The organism is uncultured Gemella sp. (assembly GCF_963519265.1).
In the GTDB taxonomy this organism is placed as follows: Bacteria; Bacillota; Bacilli; order Staphylococcales; family Gemellaceae; genus Gemella.
Window position 1 is genome coordinate 1 of record NZ_CAUQNQ010000009.1, and the last position, 23,936, is coordinate 23,936.

The following is a 23,936-nucleotide window of genomic DNA, read 5'->3' on the forward strand; positions in this document are numbered from 1 at the left end:
CTGAGGTATTCACATTCTTTACAAAACCTATTGGGGTAAAACTACCTCCATATTTTGACATTGCACATTTTGATGAAATGGCTAAAATTCTTAATAAATATCCACTTACGTATGTAAAAACACTTATGTAAGAGGGGGACGTTTTTATTTAAAAATAATATCAACGATATTAAATATATATCGCCTTTGAGTTTTTACTTTAGTTGCTGTTACGTTAACTTTTATAGTTTTAATTATAGTGTTTAAAAATTCTATTTTTTCTTCGATATCCATTACTGAATACAACTTTTCAAAATTAACCATTAGATCAGAAATGTTATTTTGTTTTTTCGAATTTTCAACTATTGTATTATATTCATTTTCTTCTTTTTTAATTAACTCAATTTGTTCGTTAACCTCATTTTGTAACCTCTCTAATTCTTCATCAGTTAGCAATTCATTTAACCACGCTTTTTGAAGTTTAAACTTTTTATTTTCAAGGTTATCTAATATTTTTGAATAGTCTTTTTTTTCAATTTCTTTTTGTTCAAATTTTATTTTAAAATCATGTTTTAGATATTTTAAAAATATCTTTTCAAAATTACCTTCTGATATTGAAAAGTTTTTACCTCGCAGCATACAGTAGTTACATTTATAAAATACTACTTTTATGCCACTTTTTCTTTGTTTCCTAGAGTAGGTTAAACGTCGATGACAGCATGGACAAGAGATAAGACCACGGAATAATACTGGTATTTTATTTCTACCACTTTTCGAACTATGGCTTTTTCTGTCTGCTAACATATTGATTATTTGTTGTTGTTCATCTTCCGTTATATATGCTTCATGAGTATTTTTAACTAGTATTCCCAATGCTTCCATGTGACCGCAGTACACAACACTTTTTACTATCCTACAAATAAAAGCCTGTTCCCATTTTTTTATATTCTCATATCCGTTTATTTCTAATAATTTAACCATCTCATTCAAACTTTTCCCCTCAAGCATTTTCTTAAAGATAAATTCAACACAATCTTTAGTTCGTTCATCTTTGATTAGTTGACCGTCCTTTTTGATATATCCAAAAGGTGCCATTGATAAATACTTTCCATTCTTAACTGCTTGCTGCTTACCTGCCATCATTCTTTCCTTAATCGTTTCACGCTCCAACTGTGCGAACGTGGATAACATACCTATGGTTGCCATTCCCATCGCTTGTGATGTGTCAAAGTTTTCAGATAAACTAATTAAGTTAACATCATTTGGTTTGAACAGATCCTCGATAAGATACATAGTATCTTTAATTGAACGGGATAACCTATCTAATTTGTAGATTAACACAATATCTATTTTATCGATATCTTTCTTTAATTTATTTAACGCTGGGCGTTCTGATTTAGCACCACTTACTCCAGCGTCCACATATTCACCAACTATTTTAAATTCATGCAGTTGGCAATATGCTTTTAACTTTTCAATCTGAAAATCTAGTGAATTACCATTTTCAGCCTGTTCTTGAGTTGATACTCGGGCATAAATTGCTACTCGTTGCATATTAATATCCTTTCTGGTATAATATACCTATATACTGTGATAACAAGCCCTTGATTAAGGGCTTGTTTTTATTTTACCTATTATCTTACCTATTACCTTAAAGTGATCTTTTAAAGGTAAAATTATAGTTGTTGTTGGGTGCTTATCATTTAAAGGTACTAATAATATTTTGTAATTTTCGAAGAAAAGTCTCCTAATTAAAATATCTTCTTTATACTCAATTAAATAATCCTCACCGAATTTGAAATCAAATCCAAAACTAACCATTAACCTATCACCCTCGGAATATGTAGGTTCCATTGAGTTATCAAACATAGTTGCTACTATATTATATTCATCTTTTTGGTAAGTAGATTCTAGCAGTACATCTGAATAATGTAATAAGTTCTTTCGCTTATCTTCTTCTAATTTATCGAAGTTTTCTAATAAAGCTAAAAATGTTAATTTATGTTCTTGATTTTCATATTTTTGGTTTGCGAAGTCTAAGTCTAACTTTATTTTGTCAGATTGAAATATTTTATCAAAATGGTTAGATAGCTCACTTTTAGAAACTACTAATTCTTTCTTAACATCATATCCAGATAACCAACCCTCAGATACTTTTAAAGTTTTGGCGAGGAGTTGGATTTTTTTATTATCTGGATTAGATGTTCCTTTTACGTATTGTGAAATATTAGATTTCGTAAGTTTAACGCCCAATTCCCTTTGATAATATTCTGACATCTTAACCACGTCAACTTGCCTTAGGTTGCGCTCTTTCATTATTTGCTTCAACCTATCGTTAGGAGTTGCGATTTTCATTTTTTACACCTCCTTTCCTTTATATGCTTTAATTATAATATATTAAAGAATAAAAGTAAAGAAAAAAGTTTAAATTATTTAAACAAAAACTATTGACTTTTTAAAAAGTTAAATGTATAATTAAAGTACAAAGTTTAAATAATTTAAACTTTTAAAATTAAATAAAAAGGAGGTGAACTCTATGACACCACGAAACAAACACGATAAATTACAAAAACGTATAACCGAAGTTTGTTCAGCTAATATAAACTTTGCTGTAATGATGGGAATGTCAGCACCCACACTTATTAAGAAATTAAAAGATGACGGGGTTTGGACTACCAAGGAAATTGATAAAGCTTGTAAAATTTTACAAATTCCTAAGACGGAAGTAGCATCATATTTTTTTTAAAATACAAGTTTAAATGATTTAAACTTTAGGAGGAGCAAAAGAATGGTAAAAGAAAAATTAAAAAAACTACTTACAGAATATAACGATGGAATCAAAGAACTTTCACAATATGAACTGGAACACTTAGACTTTTTACACGAAGGCAAAAAACACGAAGCTATGATAGTAGGAAATAAAGTTGATGTATTAGCTAAAGAAGTTGATTTAAAATTTGATGAAATTATGGAGTTTATCGAGGAGAATATTTAATGAAAGTTACAATTACAACCAACGCTCCACTATCAGATGTAGCGTTGGGAAATTTAGAAAACTTTCTAAGTAAATTCTTTAGTAAGCACCCAGATAAATTAAAAGTAATTAGAGGTGAACAAAGTGGATAAAATGAGAAAACGAAAATTCAACACTTATTACTGGACATGCATTGTTGTAGCAGTATGTTTGCTAATAGTTAGCAATATTGAGTGGGAACGGATTTTATCAGGACTTATGGCTTCAATATGCATTCCGTTTTATGGATTTGATGAACGAGGAGCTTACGCTTTCCCAGATGGTGATGAGGATGATTTGGAAAGTGAGTAAGAAGAAAGAAAGCATAGCGATTGAAGATTTCAAAAAGATGGTATTTACAAGAATGGTACACCTAAAAATGAGTAATGAAGAACTTGTTAAATTAAGTGGTGTTACCAATTCAAAAGTGTACGCTTTGAAATATGGAAATAACAAAAGTATTAAACTAGATGAAATTATTAAAATTGCTAAGGCTTTGGATATAGATTTAAACAGATTGAAAGGAGATCAAAAAATGCGAGGTTTTGAATTAATTGAGGGAATGAATGGTGAACTACCAATCAAAGCCACAATTCATAGTGCAGGGGTTGATTTTATAGCTAGTGCTGATATTACAATTCCAACTTTTAGATTTAAAGGTAGAGCAACTCTAGTACCAACAGGAGTTAAAGCTTTTATGCAAGATGATGAATACTTACAAATATTCGCTAGAAGTAGCATACCAGTAAACTTAGGTTTAATAATGAGTAACGGTGTAGGAATTGTAGACGCTGATTATTATAACAACCCTAAGAATGAGGGACACATTATGATTGAGTTTACCAACTTAACAAACAAGCATATCACAATTGAAAAAGGCACTAGAATTGCACAAGGAATATTTAACAAAGTATTACCAGTTACGCACGGTGTAAGAATTAAAAACGATACTAGAAATGGTGGGTTTGGCAGTACAAATGAAAATAGATAAAAAGGCTGTAGGTAGACGTATAAGACAGATTAGAATGAACAAGGGTTACACTTTAGAGGAATTTGGTAAGTTATTCGAAGCTAATAAAAGTATTGTTTTACGTTGGGAAAATGGAACATCATTACCTCACAAAGGAAGACTAATTAGCATTAGTAAACTTGCTAATTTATCTATTAACGAACTACTTTACGGAGATAGCGAAAAAGATATTGAAGAATTATATCAAGAACTTATGAAACTATCAAAAGAAGAACTTATTATTTTAATGTTGAGAATAGCACAAAATAAAGGAGAACAACAATGCAAGTAACAATAGATAAAGAAATTTTAGAAATATTACAAATTTTAAAAGCCTCAAAAGATAAATTAGATACTTCAATTAATATCTTATTACTTGAGGGAATTGATTCAACGGTATCAAATGAAATGTTTTTAGCAAGTGAAATGACAAAAGAATTCGTAAAACTTAAAGTTATGGACCTAAAACTTAAATACATGCTTAAAATGTTGGAAGATTTAAACGATGATTATTAAACTACACCAACAAAATGAAAAGAGGTGATGTAAATGTCTAAAGTAAAATTGCACCCCCACCAAGTAAGAGCAATAAAAGCTGCTAAAGGAAGAAATAAAGTAGCTTATTACTTAGATATGGGTTAAGGATTAGGTAAAACGTTTGTTGCTAGTGAGCAAGCTAAACTATATAAAAATGATGTAATACTGGTTATTTGCCAAAATTCTAAAGTTAGTGATTGGAGCGAACACTTTGAACAGTTTTACGAAAATAAAGTATTTGCTATTACTAACGTAAAAATATTACAAAACTACCTAAAATATACTGGTAAGAAAGTAGCTGTAATTAATTACGAAAAAACTTATCGTGAGAATTACAAGGAACTTTTAAAACTAGAAAACTTCACACTAATTATTGATGAAAGTTCAGTATTAGGAAATAGTAAAACCAACATATCAAAAACAGTACAGAAGTTAAAATTTAAAAATCTGATCTTACTATCGGGTACTCCAACTAGTGGTAAGTATGAGAAACTTTGGACACAACTTAATTTGTTAGGTTGGGGTATTGAAGAAACTAAATTTTATAAACAATTTTTAAATAGAACATTACGGAAACGGTTTGGAAGAACATTTTATCAAATTAATAAAAGTGAACCTTATAAGAATGTAGATAGGTTAAAACGAAAAATGAGGGAATACGGATGTGTATTCATGAAAACTGAAGAAGTTTTTGACCTACCAAAACAAAACTTTATTGAAATGAAAGTTAAAAATGATAAGCATTACAAGGAATTTGTGAAGCATGCAGTAGTTGAATTTAAAAGTAGGCTGTTTGGAAAAGTCGAATATGTTGGAGATACTCAACTAAAAGAAAGGTTATTTTTAAGGCAGTTAGCAAGTATTCACAACGAAAACAAGAAAGAAAAATTAAAAGATATAATCAACTCAACTGAGGGAAGATTAATCATATTTTACAATTTTAATCACGAGAAAGAAGCGATTAAAAGTTGCATACCAAAAGATAGACCAGTTTCTTATGTTAATGGAGAATTGGTTGATAAAGAAAATTATAACAATGCTGATAATTCAATCACGCTTATGCAATATCAAGCAGGAGCAAAAGGACACAACATGCAAAAAGCAAACCACCTGATCTTTTATTCGCCAACTGAAAAATGTGAGGACTACATGCAAAGTATTAAAAGGATTCACAGAATAGGACAGGAGAAACCTTGCTTTTATTACAAATTGGTTGTGCAAGATTCGATTGAAGAAGATATTTATAAAGCACTAGAAAGAGGAGAAGATTACACAAATGAGCTATTCAATACAAGAATTCGAAAATAAATACCTAGAAGATTTTAAACAGTTAAGGTTATTGGAAGAAGAAAAGAAAAAATTAGATGAATTATCTAAGGCAGCAAAAAGTGAGCTATTAGAAGCCATGCTAGAAGCTGGAATAAAATCAATCGACAATGATTTTATAAAAATTATGGTAACTAACCCTAGCGAAAGTGTATCAATTGATTTAAAAGAATTTCAAAAGAAAGAACCAGTAGCGTATGCAGAATTACTAGAGGACTATCCAAAAGTTACAAAACGCTCTGAAAGTTTAAGAATCACATTAAAATGATTAACAGATTAAAGGAAGCAAGAAAAGCTAGAGGTTTAACACAAGTTGAAGTTTGTAAACTGGTTTTTATAGACCAAAACTCATTATCATTATTTGAAAATAATCACCGTTTACCAAAACTAGATATGGTTGAAAAACTAGCTAAATTATATGAAGTTAACCCAGCATGGCTGGTTGGATGGAGTGATAAAAAATGATGAGCGAGAAAGCATTTGAAAACAAAATAAAGAAATTTCTAAAAGAAAAAGGTTGTTATTTCCTAAAATATAACCCTGAGTATTTCGGAATAAAAGGCACACCCGATTTATTAATTTGCTGCAATGGTTACTTTTTAGGTATTGAAGTAAAACGTGAAACGGGAAAGCCTAGCAAATTACAATTAAAGAAAATTGAAGAAATTAAAAACGCTGGAGGTATTGCCATGGTGCTATATCCTAGTGGTTTTGAAAAATTTAAAAAATTAATAGAGGAGCTAATCAATGAATAAAGCAAGAGTACAAATACAAAAAGATTTTGGAGATTACACTGATAAAATGTATAGTTTTTACACTGATATTATAGGTTTAAGAGCGGGAGATATTGTAACGGTATTAACTAAATATGGTATCCAACTGGCAGTATTTATTGAATATGATACTTCAAATTACGAACCTAACAATTTCTTAATAGATAGAATTAGCGGTTCAGAAATTATACTTAGAAAAAAAGAACTGAAAGATAAGTTAATCAATTCTAAATTAAAAGAAATGAATGACTTTATAGCAAAAATACATGCGCTATAGTTACTCAAGAGTATCATTATTTGAACAATGTAAGTATGCTTTTCAATTTAAGTATATTTTTGAAATAGAAACAATACCTAATCTTGAACCTAATAACCCGTTAATTATTGGTAGTGCGGTTCACGGTGGAATTGAGGGAAAGGACTTTGAAAAAATATACCTTGAGAACTTTCCAAAAATAACTGATCTTCATGTTAATGAATTAATTAAAATGAATGTACAGGTTGACCGTGTAATGAGAAAGTTAAATGCTTTTAATTGTGAATACGAGGTTGAAATAGCAACAGATAACTTCTTAGGTTTTATCGATTTAGTTATCCACAATAAAGACGGTAGCGTAAGTATATTTGATTTTAAATACTCAAACAACGTTGAAAATTACTTAAATTCAAGGCAATTACATATTTATAAATACTACTATGAAAAAATCTTTAATAAATCAGTAAAAGATTTAGGTTATATCTTTATTCCGAAAACTTTTATCAGACAAAAAACAAAAGAAGACTTGCACGGCTTTAGAAAAAGAATTGTAGCAAGTTTAGAACAACCATTTATTAGATATGTTGAATACGATGAAACAAAAGTAAATGAGTTTTTCAAAATTATTAAAAAAATAGAAAATACAGATTTTAAGGGGTTATTTCCAAAATGTAATAATCCACATTGTGAATATTGTAGAGGAGAAAATTATATGTTTAAATTACCAGAAAACAAAAAACGCGAAAAGGTTATCGACACAAAGCCAGACTTATGGATTTATGCTGATAGCTATGTTGGGAAATCAACTTTTGTAGATAAATTTGAGGACCTATTATTTATCAATACTGACGGAAATACAGATAACACTGAGAGCCCGTTTGTACTAATTAGGAATGAGAAGAAACAAGAGGGACGTTTAATTAAAACTAAATTTGGTTGGGAATCATTCCTGGAAGTAATCGACAGTTTAGAAACACAAGAAAATACTTTTAAAACAATAGCAATTGACCTAGTAGAAGATTTAAGAGATTTATGTAGATTATACATTTTCGATAAGTACAATTGGGAACATGAATCTGATGGAGGGTTTGGTAAAGGTTGGCAAATGGTAAGCAGTGAATTTAATACTGCTATGAAGCGATTAAAAAGCTTAGGATATCAAATAGTTTATATCTCAAAAGAAAAACGTGAAGAAGTTAAATTAAGAAACGGAAATACTAGAACGATCTTTACACCTAACATTGATGATAAAACAGCCAACGTTTTAAGTGGTACTGTAGATTTAACAGTTAGAGCGTTTATCGATGAAGAAGGTAAACGTAAATTACAACTTAAGAAAGTTAATAATGCTTTTGGTGGAGGTAGATTTAATTTTAAACGTGATTTAATCGACCTAGATATGAATGAGTTTAAAGAAGCACTTATCGAAGCGCAAGACGGGGTTAAAAGTAAAGAGGTAGTTAAAAGTGAAGTAGTAAAAGAAACTACACCGCCAGACACTTCAATTCCAGATACTGTAGAAGCTGAGGTAGTAGTGGAGGAGAAACCAAAACGAAGACGCAAGACTAAACCAGCAGAAGATGAAATTTTTATAGTAACTGATGATGAGGGGAACGAAGTAGTTAACCCGTTTACTGAAGAAGTAGAATTAGAAAAAACAGAAACTAAAACTAGAAGAAGACGTAGAGGAGAATAAGAACAATGGCAATCGATTTTAGCAAATATGACAGAGAAGCAGATTTAGAAGGATTAAAAGAGGATACTCAAAAAGCAATTGAAAATGGTGGTGAATTTGAAGAAGTCCCCCCAGGTACTTATGAAGTAGCAGTATCAGAACTTGAACTTACTATGAGTAAGAGTGATAAACCAATGGTGAAAATTTGGTACACAATTTTAAGCGGTGATTATGAAAATAACAAAATTTTCCAATACCAACTTGTGGACAAAGGACAAAAACTGGCGATTATTAAGCCGTTACTTGAAAAGTTATCAGATGGAGAAATTGAAGTAACATTTGAATCATTTGCACAGTATGCAAACTTAATTGATGAAATTAAAGATTTTGCTGAAGAAAATTCACTAGAATATTCACTTGAATATGGTGAGAATAAAAAAGGCTTTAAAACTTATAAAATCTTAGAGGTATTCGAGGGTTAACCGCCCTCGACCTCCACGGAGGTAAACAATGATATTTTATTACATTAAAAACAGTGATATTCATATTGCTGATTTTAATACAAAGAAAAATTTAATCATAGATAACAACGATGATTTAGATAAATTCATCAAAAGAAATAAAAAGGAAATATGGATAACATACGACCAAGCGGACCATTTAAAGAATGTAGTTACAGTTTACGATTGCAAGGATAAGTATTCAATACAGTATAAGATGAATAGTTATAATGTTAAGACGGAGCTTGAAGCGGTGGTAGAAACGTTCTTTGAAAACATAGATACTTACAAATGCAAGATGGCGTTGATTAATGAATTTAAACTACCTAAATATTTAATAAACTCAAGCATTGCTAGTATTACTGCTTATGCAATAGGTGGCACACCTTGTTATAAGGATGAGTTTGATTTTATGAAATTAGATATATTATTCAAATACTCACATGTTAGAAACTTTTTTGTAAATAATAACAACTATTCGCAAAAGTACAAAACTATGATAGCAGGGGTTGAACATACTTATGGTTACGGCGGTTGCCATGGTGCAAGAAAATCTTATTGCAGCAGTAAACCTGTTTTAGTAATCGATATTGAAGCTTTCTATCCTACAATGTTAAACAGATTAGGTTATTTTAATATTAAGAAAATCTCACGTGCTAAATATATACACGAACAGAACCTAAAGTTAAAAGGTAAACCCGAAAGACTACCTTACAAGCTAGCTGATAATAGTATTGTAGGTAATTTTAAAAATAAATTTAGTGATCTTTACAATCCTAGAGCAAGCAATACTATTTGTGTTAACGGACAATTATTAATTACCTTGTTGATTGAAATGTTAGAACCTCACATTAAACTAATTCAAACTAATACTGATGGGATTATTATTGAATATGATGACTTTGATACTATAGACAGAATTTGTGAAAAGTTCGAAGATTTAACAAGGTACAATTTAACGTTTACTTGTTACGATAAAATATATCAGAAAGATGTTAATAATTATTTGCTTATAGGGGGCGAAATAAAGGCTGTAGGGGAGCTTAAAGAGTGTTCGGAGGGTAATTACACCGAAAGCATTATAAAACGCTCTATGCGTGCTTATTTGACCTCAGGTGAAATGATATCTAAAACTATTAATAATTGTAAAGATGAACGTGAATTTCAAATACTAGCTAAGCCAGATTACAGAGTTTTCGCAAATTGGTATGGTAGACCTATTAAAGGTGTATTTTCTTTTGATGTATCTACTCAGTTTAAGTACTATGATGAAAATTGGTATATTTCAGAAGCGATTAGGAGGGTTAAAAAGTATGGAGTCACTTTATAGAGGTTATGTCAAAACGAACGGTAAAAGCTCGCTTGATAAATTTAAAAACGCTGAAGAACTCCGAACACTTGAAGAAGTAAAGAAACTAAAATCTTATGGTGGTGTACTTAGGGACGATGTAATCCTTATCGATGTAGACGATGAAGAAAGTTCTGAAAAACTGATGAATCTTGTTGAAGAAAAACAACTAAATTGTAAAGTTTATCAAACTTCAAGAGGAAAGCACTTTGTTTTTAAAAATAAAGGTGTAACAAAGAATTATACTAACGTTAATTTAGCTATTGGAATTAAGGCTGATATTAAAGTAGGTTTAAATAATTCTTATCAAGTGCTTAAGAAAGATGGTGCTGAAAGATTTGTTGAGTGGGATAGCGACACTTATGACTACTTACCTAAATATTTACGACCTATTAAAAGTAAATATGATTTTGGAAACTTGCATGAGGGAAGCGGAAGAAATAGCACGCTATTTAAGTATATCTTAACGCTGCAAAGTTATGATTTTGAGAAAGAAGAAGTTAGGGAAACAATAAGATTAATCAATGATTTTATACTAGATGAACCCTTATCAGAAAATGAGGTTGATGTGATCTTAAGAGATGACGCTTTTTCTGAAGAAATTTTCTACAAAGAAGGCAAATTTAACTATCACAAGTTCTGTAAATTTTTAATCAGTAATCATAATATCAAGCGAATAAATGGTAATTTGCACGTTTATAAAGACGGAATATATGAATATGGAAATATAGAGCTAGAACGTACTATCTCTAAATATATGCCGAACTTCACAATTGGACAACGTAGAGAAGCGCTGGCAATGTTAGAACTATTAGTAGAACAAGAATATCAGTTACGTGATTATAACTATATAGCTTTTAAGAACGGTTTATATAATATCAAAACTGATGAATTTATTAGTTTTACACCCGATATTATTATCACTAACAAAATAAACTGGAATTACAACCCTACAAGTTACGCTAGTTTAACAGATGAAATTTTAAATAATTTGGCTATTAATAACAAGGAAATTAGAATGTTAATTGAAGAAATGATTGGTTATACATTTTATCGACGTAATGAGTTGAGGAAAGCTTTTATTTTAACAGGTCAGAAGCAAAACGGGAAAAGTACATTCCTTAATATCTTAAAAGAATTATTAGGAAGTAAAAACACTTCTGTATTAGATATTAAACATTTAAACGATAGATTTTCAACTGCGATGATGGTTAATAAATTAGCTAATATTGGCGATGATATTTCAAATAAAAAACTATACGATACTGAACAGTTTAAAAAAATTGTATCGGGTGAAAAAATTACAGCCGAACAAAAAGGCCGTGATAAGTTTGAATTTACTCCTTACTGTAAGTTGATTTATAGTGCAAATAACATTCCTAAATTAGGTGATGGAGATGACGCACCTGCAGTATTAAGTAGGTTGGTAATAGTACCTTTTAAAGCGTATTTTGATAGTAATAGTCCTGACTATAAGCCGTTTATTATTGATGATTTAATAAGTGAGGAAAGCATGGAATATTTAATCAATCTGGGGCTTACTGGACTTAAACGAGTTTTGAAAAATAGGAAATTTACTGAAAATGAATATACTAACAAGGAATTTGAAGAATACAAGAGCGAGATCGATCCTGTTAGTGAGTATTTAGAAATGTTGAATGTTGATTTAATAGTAGGTGAGAAATCTAGTACTATTTATAATGAATATATTGAATATTGTAACCGTGAGGGTTACGAAAGTATACCTAACAAAGCTTTTAGTAGAAAAATTAATAATCATTTTAATTTAACGACTAAAGATAAAAAAGTAGATGGAATAGTTACAAAAGTATATTTTAAAAAATAGGTAGCTATATAGGTAGCTATAGGTAGCTATGTTTTTAAAATATAGCTACCTCTTTAAAGTGTTGGTGTAACTGGTTTTTTAAGAGAAAGGTAGCTATGTTGCTATATTTTGTGAAATCTTTATATAGTAGTAGTTGTATATATTATATATATAAATATAAAGAAAATTACTTATATATATAATATATAGCTACCTTGAAAACAGTATGAAAACTTATAAAATAAACGTTCGTAAAGGTAGCTATATTTTTGACGGAGGAAGAAAAATGAACAAGCAACAAAAAATAAGACGTGAAAAGGAATTTAATTTACCATTGTTTTTAATAACATTAGGTATGTTATTAATAATGTTCACAATTGGATTAGTGGTTGGAACTTATATTGCTAGTGATAACATTGAAAAACTAGCAAATGAAAATATTAGAAAACAAAGGTTAATAGAACAACAAAAAGATCGCATAAGAGAATTACAAATGTTCAAGCAGTTACAAGAAATTAAAGGCGGTCAGCCGTTTGAGATTTAGGAGGATTAAAAATGAATGAACAAAAATGGTTAAATGTTAAATTTAGAGTTATGTTTAATATGCCAGTAGATGAAGATTTTGATATAGAAGAACTATCTGAAGAAGAATTAGAAGAATTAGCATGTGATTATTTCTTTAATCAAAATGGATATGATACAGCTGATTATTTAGATTTTGAATTTGATATTTAAGAGGGGTTAACAATGAAATTAAAAATAGCTAATTTTAAAGATATAGATAACCTATTTATTGAATATAAAGGTTACACAATTTCTTTCTCTCTTAAGCAATTAGAATACAACAATAACTTAGGTATTAGAATTGAAACTGAGAAAGAAAAGAAAAAGCTTATTGAAATTTTAGAAGTATTTCAAAAAGAATTAGAAAGGTTGGAGTTTTAGAATGAAATGGCATAAATTAACAACGAGAAAGATGACTGAAGACGAAGTGGAAATTTATGGAGATAAATATGATTTTATGTGGGATGGACGTACGCCTAATATTAACGAAGAAGTACTGGTCACTTACCCTTTGTCTTCAGGTAAGTTTGTTGATACATATATCGATACATGGGAAGAAATTGGAGATGGAGTAGGTTTTGAAAATACTGATAATGATGTTATTTACTGGATGGAATTACCAAAATATAACGGGGAATTAGAAAAAGCTAATGGGTTATTAAATGAAATTAGAGAAATTGATTTAAAATTAAGACAACTTGAACATCCTTTTTATCGTGTAAGTATTGAGGATTACTTTATACCTTTTAATGAAAAGTACAAACAAAAATTTGTTGATATTCTAAAAGAAATCAGAGGTGAAATGGTTGAAGAATTAAATAAGTTAGGAGTGGTTGAAGATGATTAATGAAGAATTACAAGAAAAGCTTGAACAATTAGCAAGTGCAATAGATTGGATTAAAACTAAGTTGGTTGACTTGCAAGAAGAAAAAGGATTAGCACCTGTTAAAACGTCATACGAAGTGGAAGTGCCAGAGGATATAGAAAATTATTATTATGTTGATGAATTAGGAGGAATATATTTAGTCAAAGAAATATTAAATTTTGATGAATATGAATATGAGCTGATATATCAACGTGGATTAGCTTTCAAAACTAGAGAAGAAGCTGAAAGATACGATAAAGAAAGGCAACTAATACAAAAAATAAAAGATTGTGCGAAAAAATACAATGGAGGATGGACACCTAACGAAAATAATACAGCTAATTTTTATATAATTTATAGAAATAGTGATAAAACGTTAGATGTAAACTGGTGTTCAGGTATCCGAAACTTCTCTAAACTACCTTATTTCAAATCAAAGAGATTAGCACAACAATTCATTGAAGAGTTTGGAGATGAGATTAAAGAGGTGCTTTGCTAATGATTGAAAGATTAATTAGACGTATTAGAAGAATTATTTTCGGTAGAAGTCCATCGAGATGGTGGGAAGATTAGAGGGGTATAAAATATGTTTTTAGTAGATATTTTGATATATATATTAAGTATTATATTTTGTTTCTTTGCGATTATTTTATCGACGGTTATGTTTGTAACAATTAAAACGTGGTTAGAAAAGAATAAAAAGGAGAATAAAAGATGGAAGCAATAATTGATTTTTTAAAAAATGGAATAGCGATAATTTTTTACGGAATATTATTTATTTTTGGAGTTTTTACTTTGTATGGAATATTTAAAGGGATTGTTAGAAAAATATTTAAGATGATGTTTACAGAGGAGGAATAAGTTATGAAACAACCAAAAGTATATGTTAAGTATTTGAACAAAGTGTTAGAAGTAGAATCAATTAAGTTTGATAATAAAGTAGTTGAGGTTTACGATGAAAGTTGTAACATGTATAGATACTTTGATTTTGAAGATGTTGAGTTTATGGAAAATACAGGATTAAAAGATAAAAACGGTGTAGAAATACATTTAGGAGATATCGTTGAGATTTTAGAAAAACATTTTGAAGTGAAATACAAATCTTTTAAAGGTTTTGTAATTGAAAGTGAAAAACATATTGATTGTATATATTTAGCATTAGAAGCAAATAATGAATCAGCATGTGTAGTTGGTAACATTTACGAAAATAAGGAATTGTTGGAGGACTAATTAATGAACTATGAAGAATTAAAAGAAGCTAATGAATTAATAGATGAATTACATAAGATTAACTGGGTAATAGGTAAAATAGAAAGAGAAAATCATATTCCTATGTATTGTTTCAATTATAAAGCTATACTTTTTGATGAGCAAATGGAGAAAGTATTAGATATTTTAAAAGGAATTAGAGATGGAATGGTTAAAAAGTTAAATGAGTTAGGAGTGACTGAGGTTGACGATATATGATTTAACGATTAAATATAATAACGGTGAAACAGTTACTGTTGAAGCTAATGAAGTGAATATTCAAGTGTTATTTCAAGCTATTAAAGATTCTGAAGATTCATTCATGTATATTTGGATAGGTTCGGAACTAATAAGTGTTAATAACATTGATTATTTTCACTGGAGTGCAAAGGGGGAATAGCAATGCTGCCATCAATTGTAATAGGGTTATTTTGGAGTATATGTGCAGTTGTGCTAATGATAGCTTTAGTTATGGTAATGTATGTTTTAGCAACTTTATTAAAGGAGTTTACGAAAGATGAAGATTAAACGTGTAGGAAATGATAAAAGAAGATATTTAGAACGTATTTGGTGGTATGAAGATAGGATTGACAGCTTACAACGAAGTCTAAAAGCTGAAGAACAACGTAAGCAAGGGGTTAAAGCTATTGATTATCGTAAAGAACAGATTAAAGGCGGTAATCAGGATAGTTGGGAAGCTTTGATTGATAAAACTGATCGCTATAAACAAGATATTATTGATACGTGTCTTAAAGCTGTAGAACTTAAGAAAGAAGTGTTAGAGGTTATTAATCAAGTGAAGAATCCAAAATTACAACTTTTGTTAACTCTTAGATATATAGAACGCCTTAATTGGGATGTTATCGAGGAGAAAATGGAGTTACCACAAAATACTAGAAATAAATTACATGCACAAGCATTAAGTGCAATCAGAATACCTAATACTAGATAATATTTTATTATATTTTATAATATTTTATTATATTTTATAATATAATATTACCAAAGATAATAATTAATGTGCTATTATGATAGAGTAATATTTTTACAAAGTTCTCTTTTAAGTAAAAGTATTTTATCAGCAATATAAAAAGTACCTGTTCGCAGGTGCTTTTTTATTTTATCAAGGAGGAAGATATGCAAATAGTAAATATTAATATTGATACTATTAAAGAATATGAAAATAATACAAAGATACATACTGATGAACAAATTGAACAAATAATGACATCTATTGAGCGTTATGGAAATAATGACCCGATAGCAATTGATGAAAATAACGTGATTATCGAAGGGCACGGACGTTACCTTGCTCTTAAAAGGTTAGGTGTGGAAGAAGTACCTGTTATTAAATTAGAACATTTAACTGAAGAACAAAAACGTGAATATATACTAGTTCATAACAAACTTACTATGAATACTGGTTTTGATATGCAAAAATTACAAGCAGAACTAGAAACGATTGAATTTGATATGAGTAACTTCGACTTTGATATATTTAAAGAAGATAGTTGGGAAACTGAAAAAGTAAGTGAAAATATTAATGAATCAAATGTAATGCAAGAAAAATATCCAGATGGTAAGAGTGGTAGTTTAGTAGAAGATTTTATAGTACCGCCAGTTAATATATTTGATACAAGGATAGGTTATTGGGTGGAACGTAAAAGGAAATGGCGTGAGCTAATAAAAGATAATGGTGAAAGTAGAAATCACGTTAATTTAATAAATAATATCACAGGTAGTTTTGAAGAAGTAAGTTTATTAGATCCTGTCTTATCAGAAATAGTTGTGAAATGGTTCTCGCCTAAACAACAAGGGAATAAAATATTTGATTGCTTTGCAGGCGATACAATTTTTGGTTTTGTTTCAAGTTATTTAAAAAATGAATTTACAGGTATTGAGTTAAGAGAAGAACAAGCTGCACTTAATCAAGCTAGATGTAATGATTTTAATTTGAATGCTAAATACATTTGCGATGATGGTAGAAATATAGATAAGCATTTAGAAGAAAATTCACAAGATTTATTATTTAGTTGTCCTCCTTATTTTGATTTAGAAGTTTATAGTGATAAGGAAAATGACGCAAGTAATCAATCAAGTTATGAAGAATTTTACGCTATATTGGATGACGCATTTAAGAAAAGCGTTAAGTTATTAAAAAATGATAGGTTTGCAGTTATAGTTGTTGGTGATGTAAGAGATAAAAAGACGGGTGCTTATTATGGTTTTGTTGATGATGTAAAGAAAACAATGAAAGAAGCAGGGTTACATTTTTATAATGATATCGTCTTAATAAATTCTTATGGAACAGCAGGTCTTAGAGCTCGTGGTTGTTTTAAAACCAGAAAAACTGTAAATGTGAAACAAAATGTCTTGGTATTTTATAAAGGGAACCCGAAAAATATTAAAGATACTTTTGAAGATGTAGAGGTAATAGAAATTGAAAGCTAAAATATTTAATGATACATATTGGGTTAAAGAATGTAATTCGAAAAAATTAAAAGATACATTAAATAAAATACTAAACGAGTGTAAATTTAATGTGTTAGATTTTGTAGAGTACGAATTTAAACCTCAAGGATACACGGCTTTATGGTTGTTAGCTGAAAGCCATTTAGCAGTTCACACATTCCCAGAAGAAAATAAGACTTATATTGAGTTAAGTAGCTGCAATGAAGAAAAGAGTAAAATTTTTAACTATAAAATAAATATTCTTTAATGAAATTAGTTTACAAATAGTAAAATATTTCGTATAATAATAAATGTAAAGAATATTAAAAGTAGGTAAATAAAATGACAAAAGAACAAATACTAATAGCGAAAGAAAAAGCGGAACTAGCAAAAATGAATTTTAAACACGGTTTTATTACTTTAGAAGAAGCTAAGAAAGTAGTAAAAGTTTATATAGATATGGTAAACGTAAAAAGTAAAGAAATCGCAAAAAAATATAATCAAAAACCAAGATTAGTTACAGTAGCTGGTTTTATGAGATAGAGTAGTTTAAATAAACTGCTCTTTTTTTGTTCTTAAATTTGGAGGTGAATTAAAATCGCAAAAGGTAAGTACCAAGAGTGGTTAGAACACGATAACTTACTAATGATTGAGGGTTGGGCACGTCAAGGACTTACTGATGAACAAATATCAAAAAATATGAGTATTAGTTATTCAACTTTCCGTGAGTGGAAGAAGAAGTATTCGGCACTTTCGGCAGCCCTAAAAAAAGGGAAGACTCCTGTTGATTTTGAAGTAGAAAATGCACTTTTAAAACGTGCAATGGGTTTTGAGTACGAAGAAACGGAGACTATTATTGAAGAAATAGACGGAAAGCAACGGAAACGTATTAAGAAAATAAAAAAAGTAGCGCTACCAGAAACTAGTGCTATTATTTTTTGGCTTAAAAATCGTATGCCAGAGCAATGGCGTAAATTTAACCCTGTTGTAGAAGCTAAGATTAAAGCTGAAACTCAAGCCTTGTTAAAAGATACTGATGTAGCACCTAGTGAAGAAATTGTAATTGTGGATAGGTGGGACGATGACTAGATTTGATATTCAGAAGAATGTTAACCCACATTTTAAGCCAGTATGGTGTTCTAAAGTACCTTACAATATTTTAAAAGGCGGTAGAAATAGTTTTAAGTCTTCAGTTGTTGCTTTGAAACTAGTTAAAGATATGGTGAAGATGATATCTAAAGGTGAAAAAGCTAATGTAGTAGTTATCCGAAAAGTTGCAAATACAATTCGTGATAGTGTGTTTAATAAAATAAATTGGGCGATAAATGTATATGGTTTAACTGATTCATTCAAAAGTACAGTATCACCGTTTAAAATCACACACAAAGCAACAGGGTCAAGTTTTTATTTCTATGGTGCTGATGATTTCAATAAATTAAAGTCAAATGATATTGGAAATATAATCGCTGTTTGGTATGAAGAATCGGCAGAGTTTGACAGCCAAGAGGAGTTCGACCAAACAAACATAACTTTCATGAGGCAGAAACACCCGTTAATAGCGTTTGTTAAGTTTTACTGGAGTTACAACCCACCGAGGAACCCTTACAACTGGATTAATGAGTGGAGCGAGCTAATGAAAACTAATAATAGTTATTTAGTTCATGAATCAAACTATTTAAACGATGAATTAGGTTTTGTTACTGAGCAAATGTTGGCAGATATTAACAGGATAAAAGAAAATGATTTTGAATATTATCGTTACATTTATTTAGGTGAGCCAGTTGGATTAGGTAATAACGTTTATAATATGGCTTGCTTTCATCCTTTAGATGAAATACCTAGCAACGATAAAATCATAGGAATATCTTATGCATTAGATACAGGACACCAACAAAGCGCCACGGCTTGCGGTGCTTATGGTATTACTGCTAAAGGAAATGTGATCTTATTGGATACTTTCTATTATTCTCCAGCAGGTAGAAGTGTTAAAGCTGCACCCAGTGATTTAACTATTATGATTAATGATTTCATCAGTAGCGTTCAAGAAATATATAATGTTCCCACTATTAAATTAACAATAGATAGTGCTGAGGGAGCGTTAAGAAACCAGTACTTTAAAGATTTTGGGATAAGGTGGAACCCTGTGGCAAAATTAAAAAATCAAACTATGATTGATACTGTAACCAGTTTACTTGCTCAAGGTAGGTTCTTTTATTTGAACAATGAAAATAACAAGATATTCATTGAAGAACATAAAATGTATAGATATGACGAAAAAACTATCAATACACCCGAACCAAAAGTAATTAAAGAGGACGACCACACCGTCGACGAATTTAAGTATTTTGTTTTAGATAACTCAAAACTATTAGGATTAAAAGCGTAGGAGTATAACGATGAAAATTATACAAATTATTAAAGATTTTTTCAAAAGGAGCAAATATACAATGCAAGGAAGTTTAACAAGCATATTAGACCATCCGAAAATTGTTGTGTCTTCGGAAGAATACAACAGGATTCAGAACAATTTAAAATACTTTCAAAGTAAATTTAACGATGTTACCTATCTGAACACAGACGGGGAGCAACGAACAAGGAAATTTAATCATTTACCACTTGCTAGAACAGCTTGTAAGAAGATAGCAGGGTTAGTTTACAACGAACAAGCTGAAATAACGGTTGATAATGAAACAATTAATCAGTTTATTAACGATGTTTTGTTAAATGATAGATTTAACAAGAACTTTGAAAGATACCTTGAAAGTTGTTTGGCTTTGGGTGGAATTGCAATGCGACCATATTTTGATGGTAAAACAATTAAGGTAGCATTTATTCAAGCGCCAGTATTTTTACCATTACAAAGCAACATGCAAGATGTAAGTAGTGCAGCAATCATTACTAAAACTGTTAAAAGTCAAGGTAAAACAAATATTTATTACACATTAGTAGAGTTCCACGAGTGGAACGATGAAGATTTAACAATTACAAATGAACTTTACAAGTCAAACAATTCAAGCACAATTGGTAGTCAAGTGTTATTGAGTGAACTATATGAAGATTTAGAGGAAAGCATAGTGATTAAAGGACTGAGTAGACCGTTATTTACTTACTTGAAAACTCCAGGAATGAATAACAAAGATATTAATAGTCCGTTGGGGTTATCAATATTCGATAATGCGAAAACAACAATTGATTTCATTAATAGAACTTATGATGAGTTTATGTGGGAAATTAAGATGGGACAGCGTAGAGTTGCCGTTCCAGAAGGATTAACAACTATGACTGTTATGACAGGAACTGAATTTACAACAAAACGAAGATTTGAAACGGACCAAAATGTGTTTGTTCAAATAGGTGGAGGAATTGATGATAATAAAATCGTTGATTTAACTACACCTATTAGAGCGGATGATTACATTAAAGCCATTAATAAGGGATTAGCAATGTTTGAAATGCAAGTTGGAGTTAGTGGTGGAATGTTTAGTTTTGATGGGAAAACGATGAAGACAGCAACAGAAGTTGTCAGCGAAAATTCAGATACATTTCAATTAAGAAATAGCATTGTATCGTTAGTGGAACATTCAATTAAAGAACTTGTAGTATCTATTTGTGAATTAGGTAAGGCACATGGAATATATCATGGTGAAATACCTAAGCTAGAGGATATTTCAGTTAACCTTGATGATGGAGTGTTCACAGATAGAAATGCAGAGCTTAATTATTGGGTCAAAGCCTTAGCAAGTGGAATTGTTAGTAAGCAGTATGCTATTTCTAAAGTATTGGGCGTGACTGATGAAGAAGCTAGCAAGATGTTAAATGAAATCAATGAAGAAGTACAACCGAACCTAGATGAAACAGACGAGGTAATCTATGGAGCTAAAGAATAATGATGGTAAATTTTGGATAAAAGAAAAAGAAGTAGAAGGTTTATATCACGAATTAACAATGGATATTATGGTTAATATAATCAGACGACTAAAGAAACGTGGAACGGCTGATTTAATAGATAACCCTTATATATGGCAGTTAGAGAAGTTAAACGATATGCATTTAATCACAGAAGAAAATGTAAACCTTATAGCTAAATATAGCGGAGTTGCTGAAGATGTATTTCGTGATGTAATTGCTAATGAGGGTTACAAAATTTATCAAGACAGCCACCAACAATTGGCACAGGCTTTGAAAACTAACGCTCAACCCAATTATTTAGTTCAAGATAGTTTAGATTCACTAGCTAAGCAAACAATGTTTGAGGTTAATAATTTAATTAATACTACATTACCAAGATCACTACAAAATAATTATAAACATACGTTAGAAAAGGCAGTAGCAAGTGCAGTGAGTGGAACGAAAACACACGAAAAAGCACTGTCTGAAGCCGTTATGAGTATGTACCAACGGGGGTTTACAGCATTTAAAGATAGTGGAGGTAGGACGTGGACTGTAGAGCGTTACGCACAAATGGTAATTAGAACAACTACTTTCAGAGTATATAGAGAAATGCGGGAAAGACCAGCGGACGATTTAGGAATAGACACCTTTTATTATAGTGCGAAGTCAAGTGCTAGAGAATTGTGTGCACCGCTTCAACATCAGATAGTAACTAAAGGAGTAGCAAGAACAATTAACGGTGAAAGGGTGTTAAGTTTACCAGATTATGGATATGGAAGCCCAGGGGGTTGTTTAGGAATCAACTGTGGACACTATCTGACACCTTTTGTTGTTGGTGTAAATTATAAACCCCAATTGCCAGAGTATTTGGAGAATCTAACCGAGGAACAAGCAAAACAAAACGCTCTAGATAAAGCAAGATTAAAAGCTTTTGACCGTGAAATAAAAATAATTAAAGATAAACAAAGATTAGCTAAAGAATTACAAGATAACGAACTACAAGCTAAATTAAAGTTAAGAGAAAAAACTTTAAAGGCTGGTAGAAAGAACCTTATAGAAAAGAATCCAGTTGTTATCAGAAAATACTAATCTTTCGTCCTAAGTATGACGTTAAAAGGCTTATTTTTTTATGCCTTGCACGGTGTCACAGTGCTAAAAATTCAGTCTACAGGACGTAAAACGAAAGGAGCTTAAATTATGAGCTTAAAACGAGATATGTTAATCGAAGCAGGAGTAACAGATAAGGACGCAATCGATAAAATCATGCAAGCGTACGGTGCAGGGGTGGAGAAAGCGAAACAACAAGTGAAGTTAGAACTAACTGCTGAGAATGACACATTAAAAGAACAACTTGAATCACAAAAAAATAAACTTGAAGAGTTAACTAAAAGTAATGATGTTAATTCAGAAGCTAAACAGGCTTTAGAAAAATTACAAGAAGAATACAACCAATTCAAGCTTGATAGTGATAACAAGTTGGCACAAATCAACAAAACAAATGCTATTGCTTTAGCACTTAAAGATGTTAAGGCACATGATAGCGATGTTCTAATGAAACTTATTGATATTGATAAGGTTGAGTTAGGAGAAGACGGGAAGCCTAAACTTGATGAGGTAGTTAATTCGTTGAAAGAAAGTAAGCCTTTCTTATTTGAACAGGAACAACAACCAACTACACCTCAGATTACAGTTGGTGGCAACCCTAACGGAAACGGAACAGCAGGCGTTGACCCGTTCCAAGCAATTTTAGACCAATATAAATAGTAAAGAAAGGAATTTTTCAATATGACAACAAATAACAATAATTTACCAGTGCGCCAGTATGCGCCACAATATAAACAAATGCTATCAACGATTTTTAACGTTCAAAAAGCATTCGCTGGAGTATTAGCTCCTATTCAAACACTAGACGGAGTACAACACAATACTAAGGCTTTCATGGTTAAAACTAACAATACACCAGTAGTAATAGGGAAATATAAAACAGACGCTAATGTAGCTATGGGAACTGGAAAAGAAGGAGGAAGCCGTTTTGGTGAATTAAAAGAAGTAATCTACACAGATACAGAAGTAGAATACAATTATTTACTTGCGATTCACGAGGGAATTGATCGTTACACAGTTAACAATGATTTAAACGCAGCAGTAGCAGACCGATTAAGATTACATGCAGAAGCGCAAACTAGAGAAATCAATAAACGTGTAGGGAAATTCTTATCAGATAACGCAGGAGAAACTAAACAATTAGCTGATCTTACTGAAGCTAACCTTAAGAAGTTATTTAACGAGATAAATGTTTATGTAGTTAATACTGAAATTAATGCACCAATTAAATGTTACTTAAGAGCACAAGTCTATAATGCAATTGTAGATATGGCTTCAAACAACAAATCAAAAGGTTCAAACGTTAGTATCGACACAAACGGTTTATTAAAATATAAAAACGTTGAATTAAAAGAAGTGGCAGAACAATACTTTGAAAATAATGTTGTTGCGATCTTTTCTCCAGATGGAATTGTTATTCCATTCATCGGAATTGAAACTGCTAGAACAGTAGAAGCACAAGAGTTTGACGGGGTTAAACTTCAAGCTGCTGCTAAAGGTGGTACATTCGTTCTTGATGACAATAAAAAAGCAATTATTAAAGTAACAAGCGCTACACCGTTAGCATAATAG

The 23,936-nt window shown here is 30.5% G+C and carries 37 protein-coding genes and 1 pseudogene; 36 read left to right on the plus strand and 2 right to left on the minus strand.

Annotated features, from left to right (window positions below):
• Positions 1–144: 144 nt before the first annotated feature.
• Together RWN11_RS02100 and RWN11_RS02105 are read right to left on the minus strand one after the other, a co-directional pair.
• Positions 145–1,533, minus strand: coding sequence for a recombinase family protein (locus RWN11_RS02100; protein ID WP_314160147.1), 1,389 nt, complete (start codon positions 1,531–1,533; stop codon positions 145–147).
• Between the two features lie 54 nt (positions 1,534–1,587).
• Positions 1,588–2,334, minus strand: coding sequence for a S24 family peptidase (locus RWN11_RS02105; RefSeq protein ID WP_314160148.1), 747 nt, complete (start codon positions 2,332–2,334; stop codon positions 1,588–1,590).
• Between the two features lie 181 nt (positions 2,335–2,515).
• On the opposite strand from RWN11_RS02105, the gene RWN11_RS02110 reads away from it, so the two are divergent.
• The 36 genes and pseudogenes from RWN11_RS02110 (at position 2,516) to RWN11_RS02285 (ending at position 23,933) form a co-directional block, all read left to right on the plus strand.
• Positions 2,516–2,725 carry a DUF739 family protein gene (locus tag RWN11_RS02110; protein WP_314160149.1) on the plus strand — a complete coding sequence of 70 codons (210 nt, stop codon included), beginning with the start codon at positions 2,516–2,518 and terminating at the stop codon, positions 2,723–2,725.
• Between the two features lie 42 nt (positions 2,726–2,767).
• On the plus strand, positions 2,768–2,974 hold the full coding sequence (locus tag RWN11_RS02115; protein WP_314160150.1) for a hypothetical protein: 207 nt from the start codon (positions 2,768–2,770) through the stop codon (positions 2,972–2,974).
• Positions 2,974–3,105: a hypothetical protein gene (locus RWN11_RS02120; RefSeq protein WP_314160151.1), complete on the plus strand. Its 132-nt coding sequence runs from the start codon at positions 2,974–2,976 to the stop codon at positions 3,103–3,105. The genes RWN11_RS02115 and RWN11_RS02120 overlap by 1 nt, the downstream gene beginning before the upstream one ends.
• Positions 3,106–3,296: 191 nt before the next feature.
• Positions 3,297–3,983: a helix-turn-helix domain-containing protein gene (locus RWN11_RS02125; protein ID WP_314160152.1), complete on the plus strand. Its 687-nt coding sequence runs from the start codon at positions 3,297–3,299 to the stop codon at positions 3,981–3,983.
• Positions 3,970–4,293 carry a helix-turn-helix transcriptional regulator gene (locus tag RWN11_RS02130; RefSeq protein ID WP_314160153.1) on the plus strand — a complete coding sequence of 108 codons (324 nt, stop codon included), beginning with the start codon at positions 3,970–3,972 and terminating at the stop codon, positions 4,291–4,293. The genes RWN11_RS02125 and RWN11_RS02130 overlap by 14 nt, the downstream gene beginning before the upstream one ends.
• Positions 4,284–4,517 carry a hypothetical protein gene (locus tag RWN11_RS02135; protein WP_314160154.1) on the plus strand — a complete coding sequence of 78 codons (234 nt, stop codon included), beginning with the start codon at positions 4,284–4,286 and terminating at the stop codon, positions 4,515–4,517. Before RWN11_RS02130 ends, RWN11_RS02135 begins: the two co-directional genes overlap by 10 nt.
• 138 nt (positions 4,518–4,655) lie before the next feature.
• Positions 4,656–5,378 (plus strand): annotated as a pseudogene (locus tag RWN11_RS02140) (SNF2-related protein); the annotation flags it as partial.
• A gap of 21 nt (positions 5,379–5,399) precedes the next feature.
• A complete protein-coding gene (locus RWN11_RS02145; RefSeq protein WP_399535867.1) occupies positions 5,400–5,846 on the plus strand; it encodes a helicase-related protein in 447 nt (148 codons plus the stop codon).
• Positions 5,815–6,132 carry a hypothetical protein gene (locus RWN11_RS02150; protein WP_314160155.1) on the plus strand — a complete coding sequence of 106 codons (318 nt, stop codon included), beginning with the start codon at positions 5,815–5,817 and terminating at the stop codon, positions 6,130–6,132. Before RWN11_RS02145 ends, RWN11_RS02150 begins: the two co-directional genes overlap by 32 nt.
• Positions 6,129–6,329: a helix-turn-helix transcriptional regulator gene (locus tag RWN11_RS02155; protein ID WP_314160156.1), complete on the plus strand. Its 201-nt coding sequence runs from the start codon at positions 6,129–6,131 to the stop codon at positions 6,327–6,329. The genes RWN11_RS02150 and RWN11_RS02155 overlap by 4 nt, the downstream gene beginning before the upstream one ends.
• A complete protein-coding gene (locus RWN11_RS02160; RefSeq protein WP_314160157.1) occupies positions 6,326–6,619 on the plus strand; it encodes a VRR-NUC domain-containing protein in 294 nt (97 codons plus the stop codon). The genes RWN11_RS02155 and RWN11_RS02160 overlap by 4 nt, the downstream gene beginning before the upstream one ends.
• Positions 6,612–6,914 (plus strand): hypothetical protein, encoded by a 303-nt coding sequence (locus tag RWN11_RS02165; RefSeq protein WP_314160158.1) that lies wholly within the window; start codon positions 6,612–6,614, stop codon positions 6,912–6,914. The genes RWN11_RS02160 and RWN11_RS02165 overlap by 8 nt, the downstream gene beginning before the upstream one ends.
• A complete protein-coding gene (locus RWN11_RS02170) occupies positions 6,904–8,589 on the plus strand; it encodes an AAA family ATPase (protein ID WP_314160159.1) in 1,686 nt (561 codons plus the stop codon). The genes RWN11_RS02165 and RWN11_RS02170 overlap by 11 nt, the downstream gene beginning before the upstream one ends.
• A gap of 5 nt (positions 8,590–8,594) precedes the next feature.
• The gene (locus tag RWN11_RS02175; RefSeq protein ID WP_314160160.1) at positions 8,595–9,050 is read left to right on the plus strand and encodes a DUF669 domain-containing protein; all 456 of its coding nucleotides are present in this window, start codon (positions 8,595–8,597) and stop codon (positions 9,048–9,050) included.
• Positions 9,051–9,078: 28 nt separating this feature from the next.
• Positions 9,079–10,398: a hypothetical protein gene (locus RWN11_RS02180; protein WP_314160161.1), complete on the plus strand. Its 1,320-nt coding sequence runs from the start codon at positions 9,079–9,081 to the stop codon at positions 10,396–10,398.
• Positions 10,382–12,262: a phage/plasmid primase, P4 family gene (locus tag RWN11_RS02185; protein WP_314160162.1), complete on the plus strand. Its 1,881-nt coding sequence runs from the start codon at positions 10,382–10,384 to the stop codon at positions 12,260–12,262. Before RWN11_RS02180 ends, RWN11_RS02185 begins: the two co-directional genes overlap by 17 nt.
• A gap of 265 nt (positions 12,263–12,527) precedes the next feature.
• Entirely contained in the window at positions 12,528–12,785 is a 258-nt protein-coding gene (locus tag RWN11_RS02190) for a hypothetical protein (RefSeq protein WP_314160163.1), read from the plus strand.
• 11 nt (positions 12,786–12,796) lie between these two features.
• Positions 12,797–12,976, plus strand: coding sequence for a hypothetical protein (locus RWN11_RS02195; RefSeq protein ID WP_314160164.1), 180 nt, complete (start codon positions 12,797–12,799; stop codon positions 12,974–12,976).
• Between the two features lie 12 nt (positions 12,977–12,988).
• A complete protein-coding gene (locus RWN11_RS02200) occupies positions 12,989–13,186 on the plus strand; it encodes a hypothetical protein (protein ID WP_314160165.1) in 198 nt (65 codons plus the stop codon).
• A 1-nt stretch (position 13,187) separates the two neighbouring features.
• Positions 13,188–13,652 carry a hypothetical protein gene (locus tag RWN11_RS02205; protein WP_314160166.1) on the plus strand — a complete coding sequence of 155 codons (465 nt, stop codon included), beginning with the start codon at positions 13,188–13,190 and terminating at the stop codon, positions 13,650–13,652.
• Positions 13,645–14,169, plus strand: a complete 525-nt coding sequence (locus RWN11_RS02210; RefSeq protein ID WP_314160167.1) for a hypothetical protein — start codon at positions 13,645–13,647, stop codon at positions 14,167–14,169. Before RWN11_RS02205 ends, RWN11_RS02210 begins: the two co-directional genes overlap by 8 nt.
• Before the next feature lie 215 nt (positions 14,170–14,384).
• Positions 14,385–14,531, plus strand: coding sequence for a hypothetical protein (locus RWN11_RS02215; protein WP_314160168.1), 147 nt, complete (start codon positions 14,385–14,387; stop codon positions 14,529–14,531).
• Between the two features lie 3 nt (positions 14,532–14,534).
• Positions 14,535–14,900, plus strand: coding sequence for a YopX family protein (locus RWN11_RS02220; RefSeq protein ID WP_314160169.1), 366 nt, complete (start codon positions 14,535–14,537; stop codon positions 14,898–14,900).
• Between the two features lie 3 nt (positions 14,901–14,903).
• A complete protein-coding gene (locus tag RWN11_RS02225; RefSeq protein ID WP_314160170.1) occupies positions 14,904–15,137 on the plus strand; it encodes a hypothetical protein in 234 nt (77 codons plus the stop codon).
• The gene (locus tag RWN11_RS02230) at positions 15,124–15,318 is read left to right on the plus strand and encodes a hypothetical protein (protein ID WP_314160171.1); all 195 of its coding nucleotides are present in this window, start codon (positions 15,124–15,126) and stop codon (positions 15,316–15,318) included. The genes RWN11_RS02225 and RWN11_RS02230 overlap by 14 nt, the downstream gene beginning before the upstream one ends.
• A gap of 2 nt (positions 15,319–15,320) precedes the next feature.
• On the plus strand, positions 15,321–15,446 hold the full coding sequence (locus tag RWN11_RS02235) for a hypothetical protein (RefSeq protein ID WP_314160172.1): 126 nt from the start codon (positions 15,321–15,323) through the stop codon (positions 15,444–15,446).
• Positions 15,436–15,870 (plus strand): DUF1492 domain-containing protein, encoded by a 435-nt coding sequence (locus RWN11_RS02240; RefSeq protein WP_314160173.1) that lies wholly within the window; start codon positions 15,436–15,438, stop codon positions 15,868–15,870. The genes RWN11_RS02235 and RWN11_RS02240 overlap by 11 nt, the downstream gene beginning before the upstream one ends.
• Positions 15,871–16,055: 185 nt before the next feature.
• Positions 16,056–17,369, plus strand: a complete 1,314-nt coding sequence (locus tag RWN11_RS02245; protein WP_314160174.1) for a ParB N-terminal domain-containing protein — start codon at positions 16,056–16,058, stop codon at positions 17,367–17,369.
• Positions 17,359–17,637: an S-adenosylmethionine decarboxylase gene (locus tag RWN11_RS02250; RefSeq protein ID WP_314160175.1), complete on the plus strand. Its 279-nt coding sequence runs from the start codon at positions 17,359–17,361 to the stop codon at positions 17,635–17,637. The genes RWN11_RS02245 and RWN11_RS02250 overlap by 11 nt, the downstream gene beginning before the upstream one ends.
• A gap of 74 nt (positions 17,638–17,711) precedes the next feature.
• A complete protein-coding gene (locus RWN11_RS02255; protein ID WP_314160176.1) occupies positions 17,712–17,912 on the plus strand; it encodes a hypothetical protein in 201 nt (66 codons plus the stop codon).
• A gap of 102 nt (positions 17,913–18,014) precedes the next feature.
• Positions 18,015–18,458 (plus strand): transposase, encoded by a 444-nt coding sequence (locus tag RWN11_RS02260; RefSeq protein ID WP_314160177.1) that lies wholly within the window; start codon positions 18,015–18,017, stop codon positions 18,456–18,458.
• Positions 18,451–19,755: a PBSX family phage terminase large subunit gene (locus RWN11_RS02265; RefSeq protein WP_314160178.1), complete on the plus strand. Its 1,305-nt coding sequence runs from the start codon at positions 18,451–18,453 to the stop codon at positions 19,753–19,755. Before RWN11_RS02260 ends, RWN11_RS02265 begins: the two co-directional genes overlap by 8 nt.
• 10 nt (positions 19,756–19,765) lie before the next feature.
• Positions 19,766–21,256 carry a phage portal protein gene (locus tag RWN11_RS02270; protein WP_314160179.1) on the plus strand — a complete coding sequence of 497 codons (1,491 nt, stop codon included), beginning with the start codon at positions 19,766–19,768 and terminating at the stop codon, positions 21,254–21,256.
• Positions 21,240–22,349, plus strand: a complete 1,110-nt coding sequence (locus tag RWN11_RS02275) for a phage minor capsid protein (protein ID WP_314160180.1) — start codon at positions 21,240–21,242, stop codon at positions 22,347–22,349. Before RWN11_RS02270 ends, RWN11_RS02275 begins: the two co-directional genes overlap by 17 nt.
• A 108-nt stretch (positions 22,350–22,457) precedes the next feature.
• On the plus strand, positions 22,458–23,024 hold the full coding sequence (locus tag RWN11_RS02280; RefSeq protein ID WP_314160181.1) for a phage scaffolding protein: 567 nt from the start codon (positions 22,458–22,460) through the stop codon (positions 23,022–23,024).
• Between the two features lie 21 nt (positions 23,025–23,045).
• The gene (locus tag RWN11_RS02285) at positions 23,046–23,933 is read left to right on the plus strand and encodes a phage capsid protein (protein WP_314160182.1); all 888 of its coding nucleotides are present in this window, start codon (positions 23,046–23,048) and stop codon (positions 23,931–23,933) included.
• Positions 23,934–23,936 lie beyond the last annotated feature (3 nt).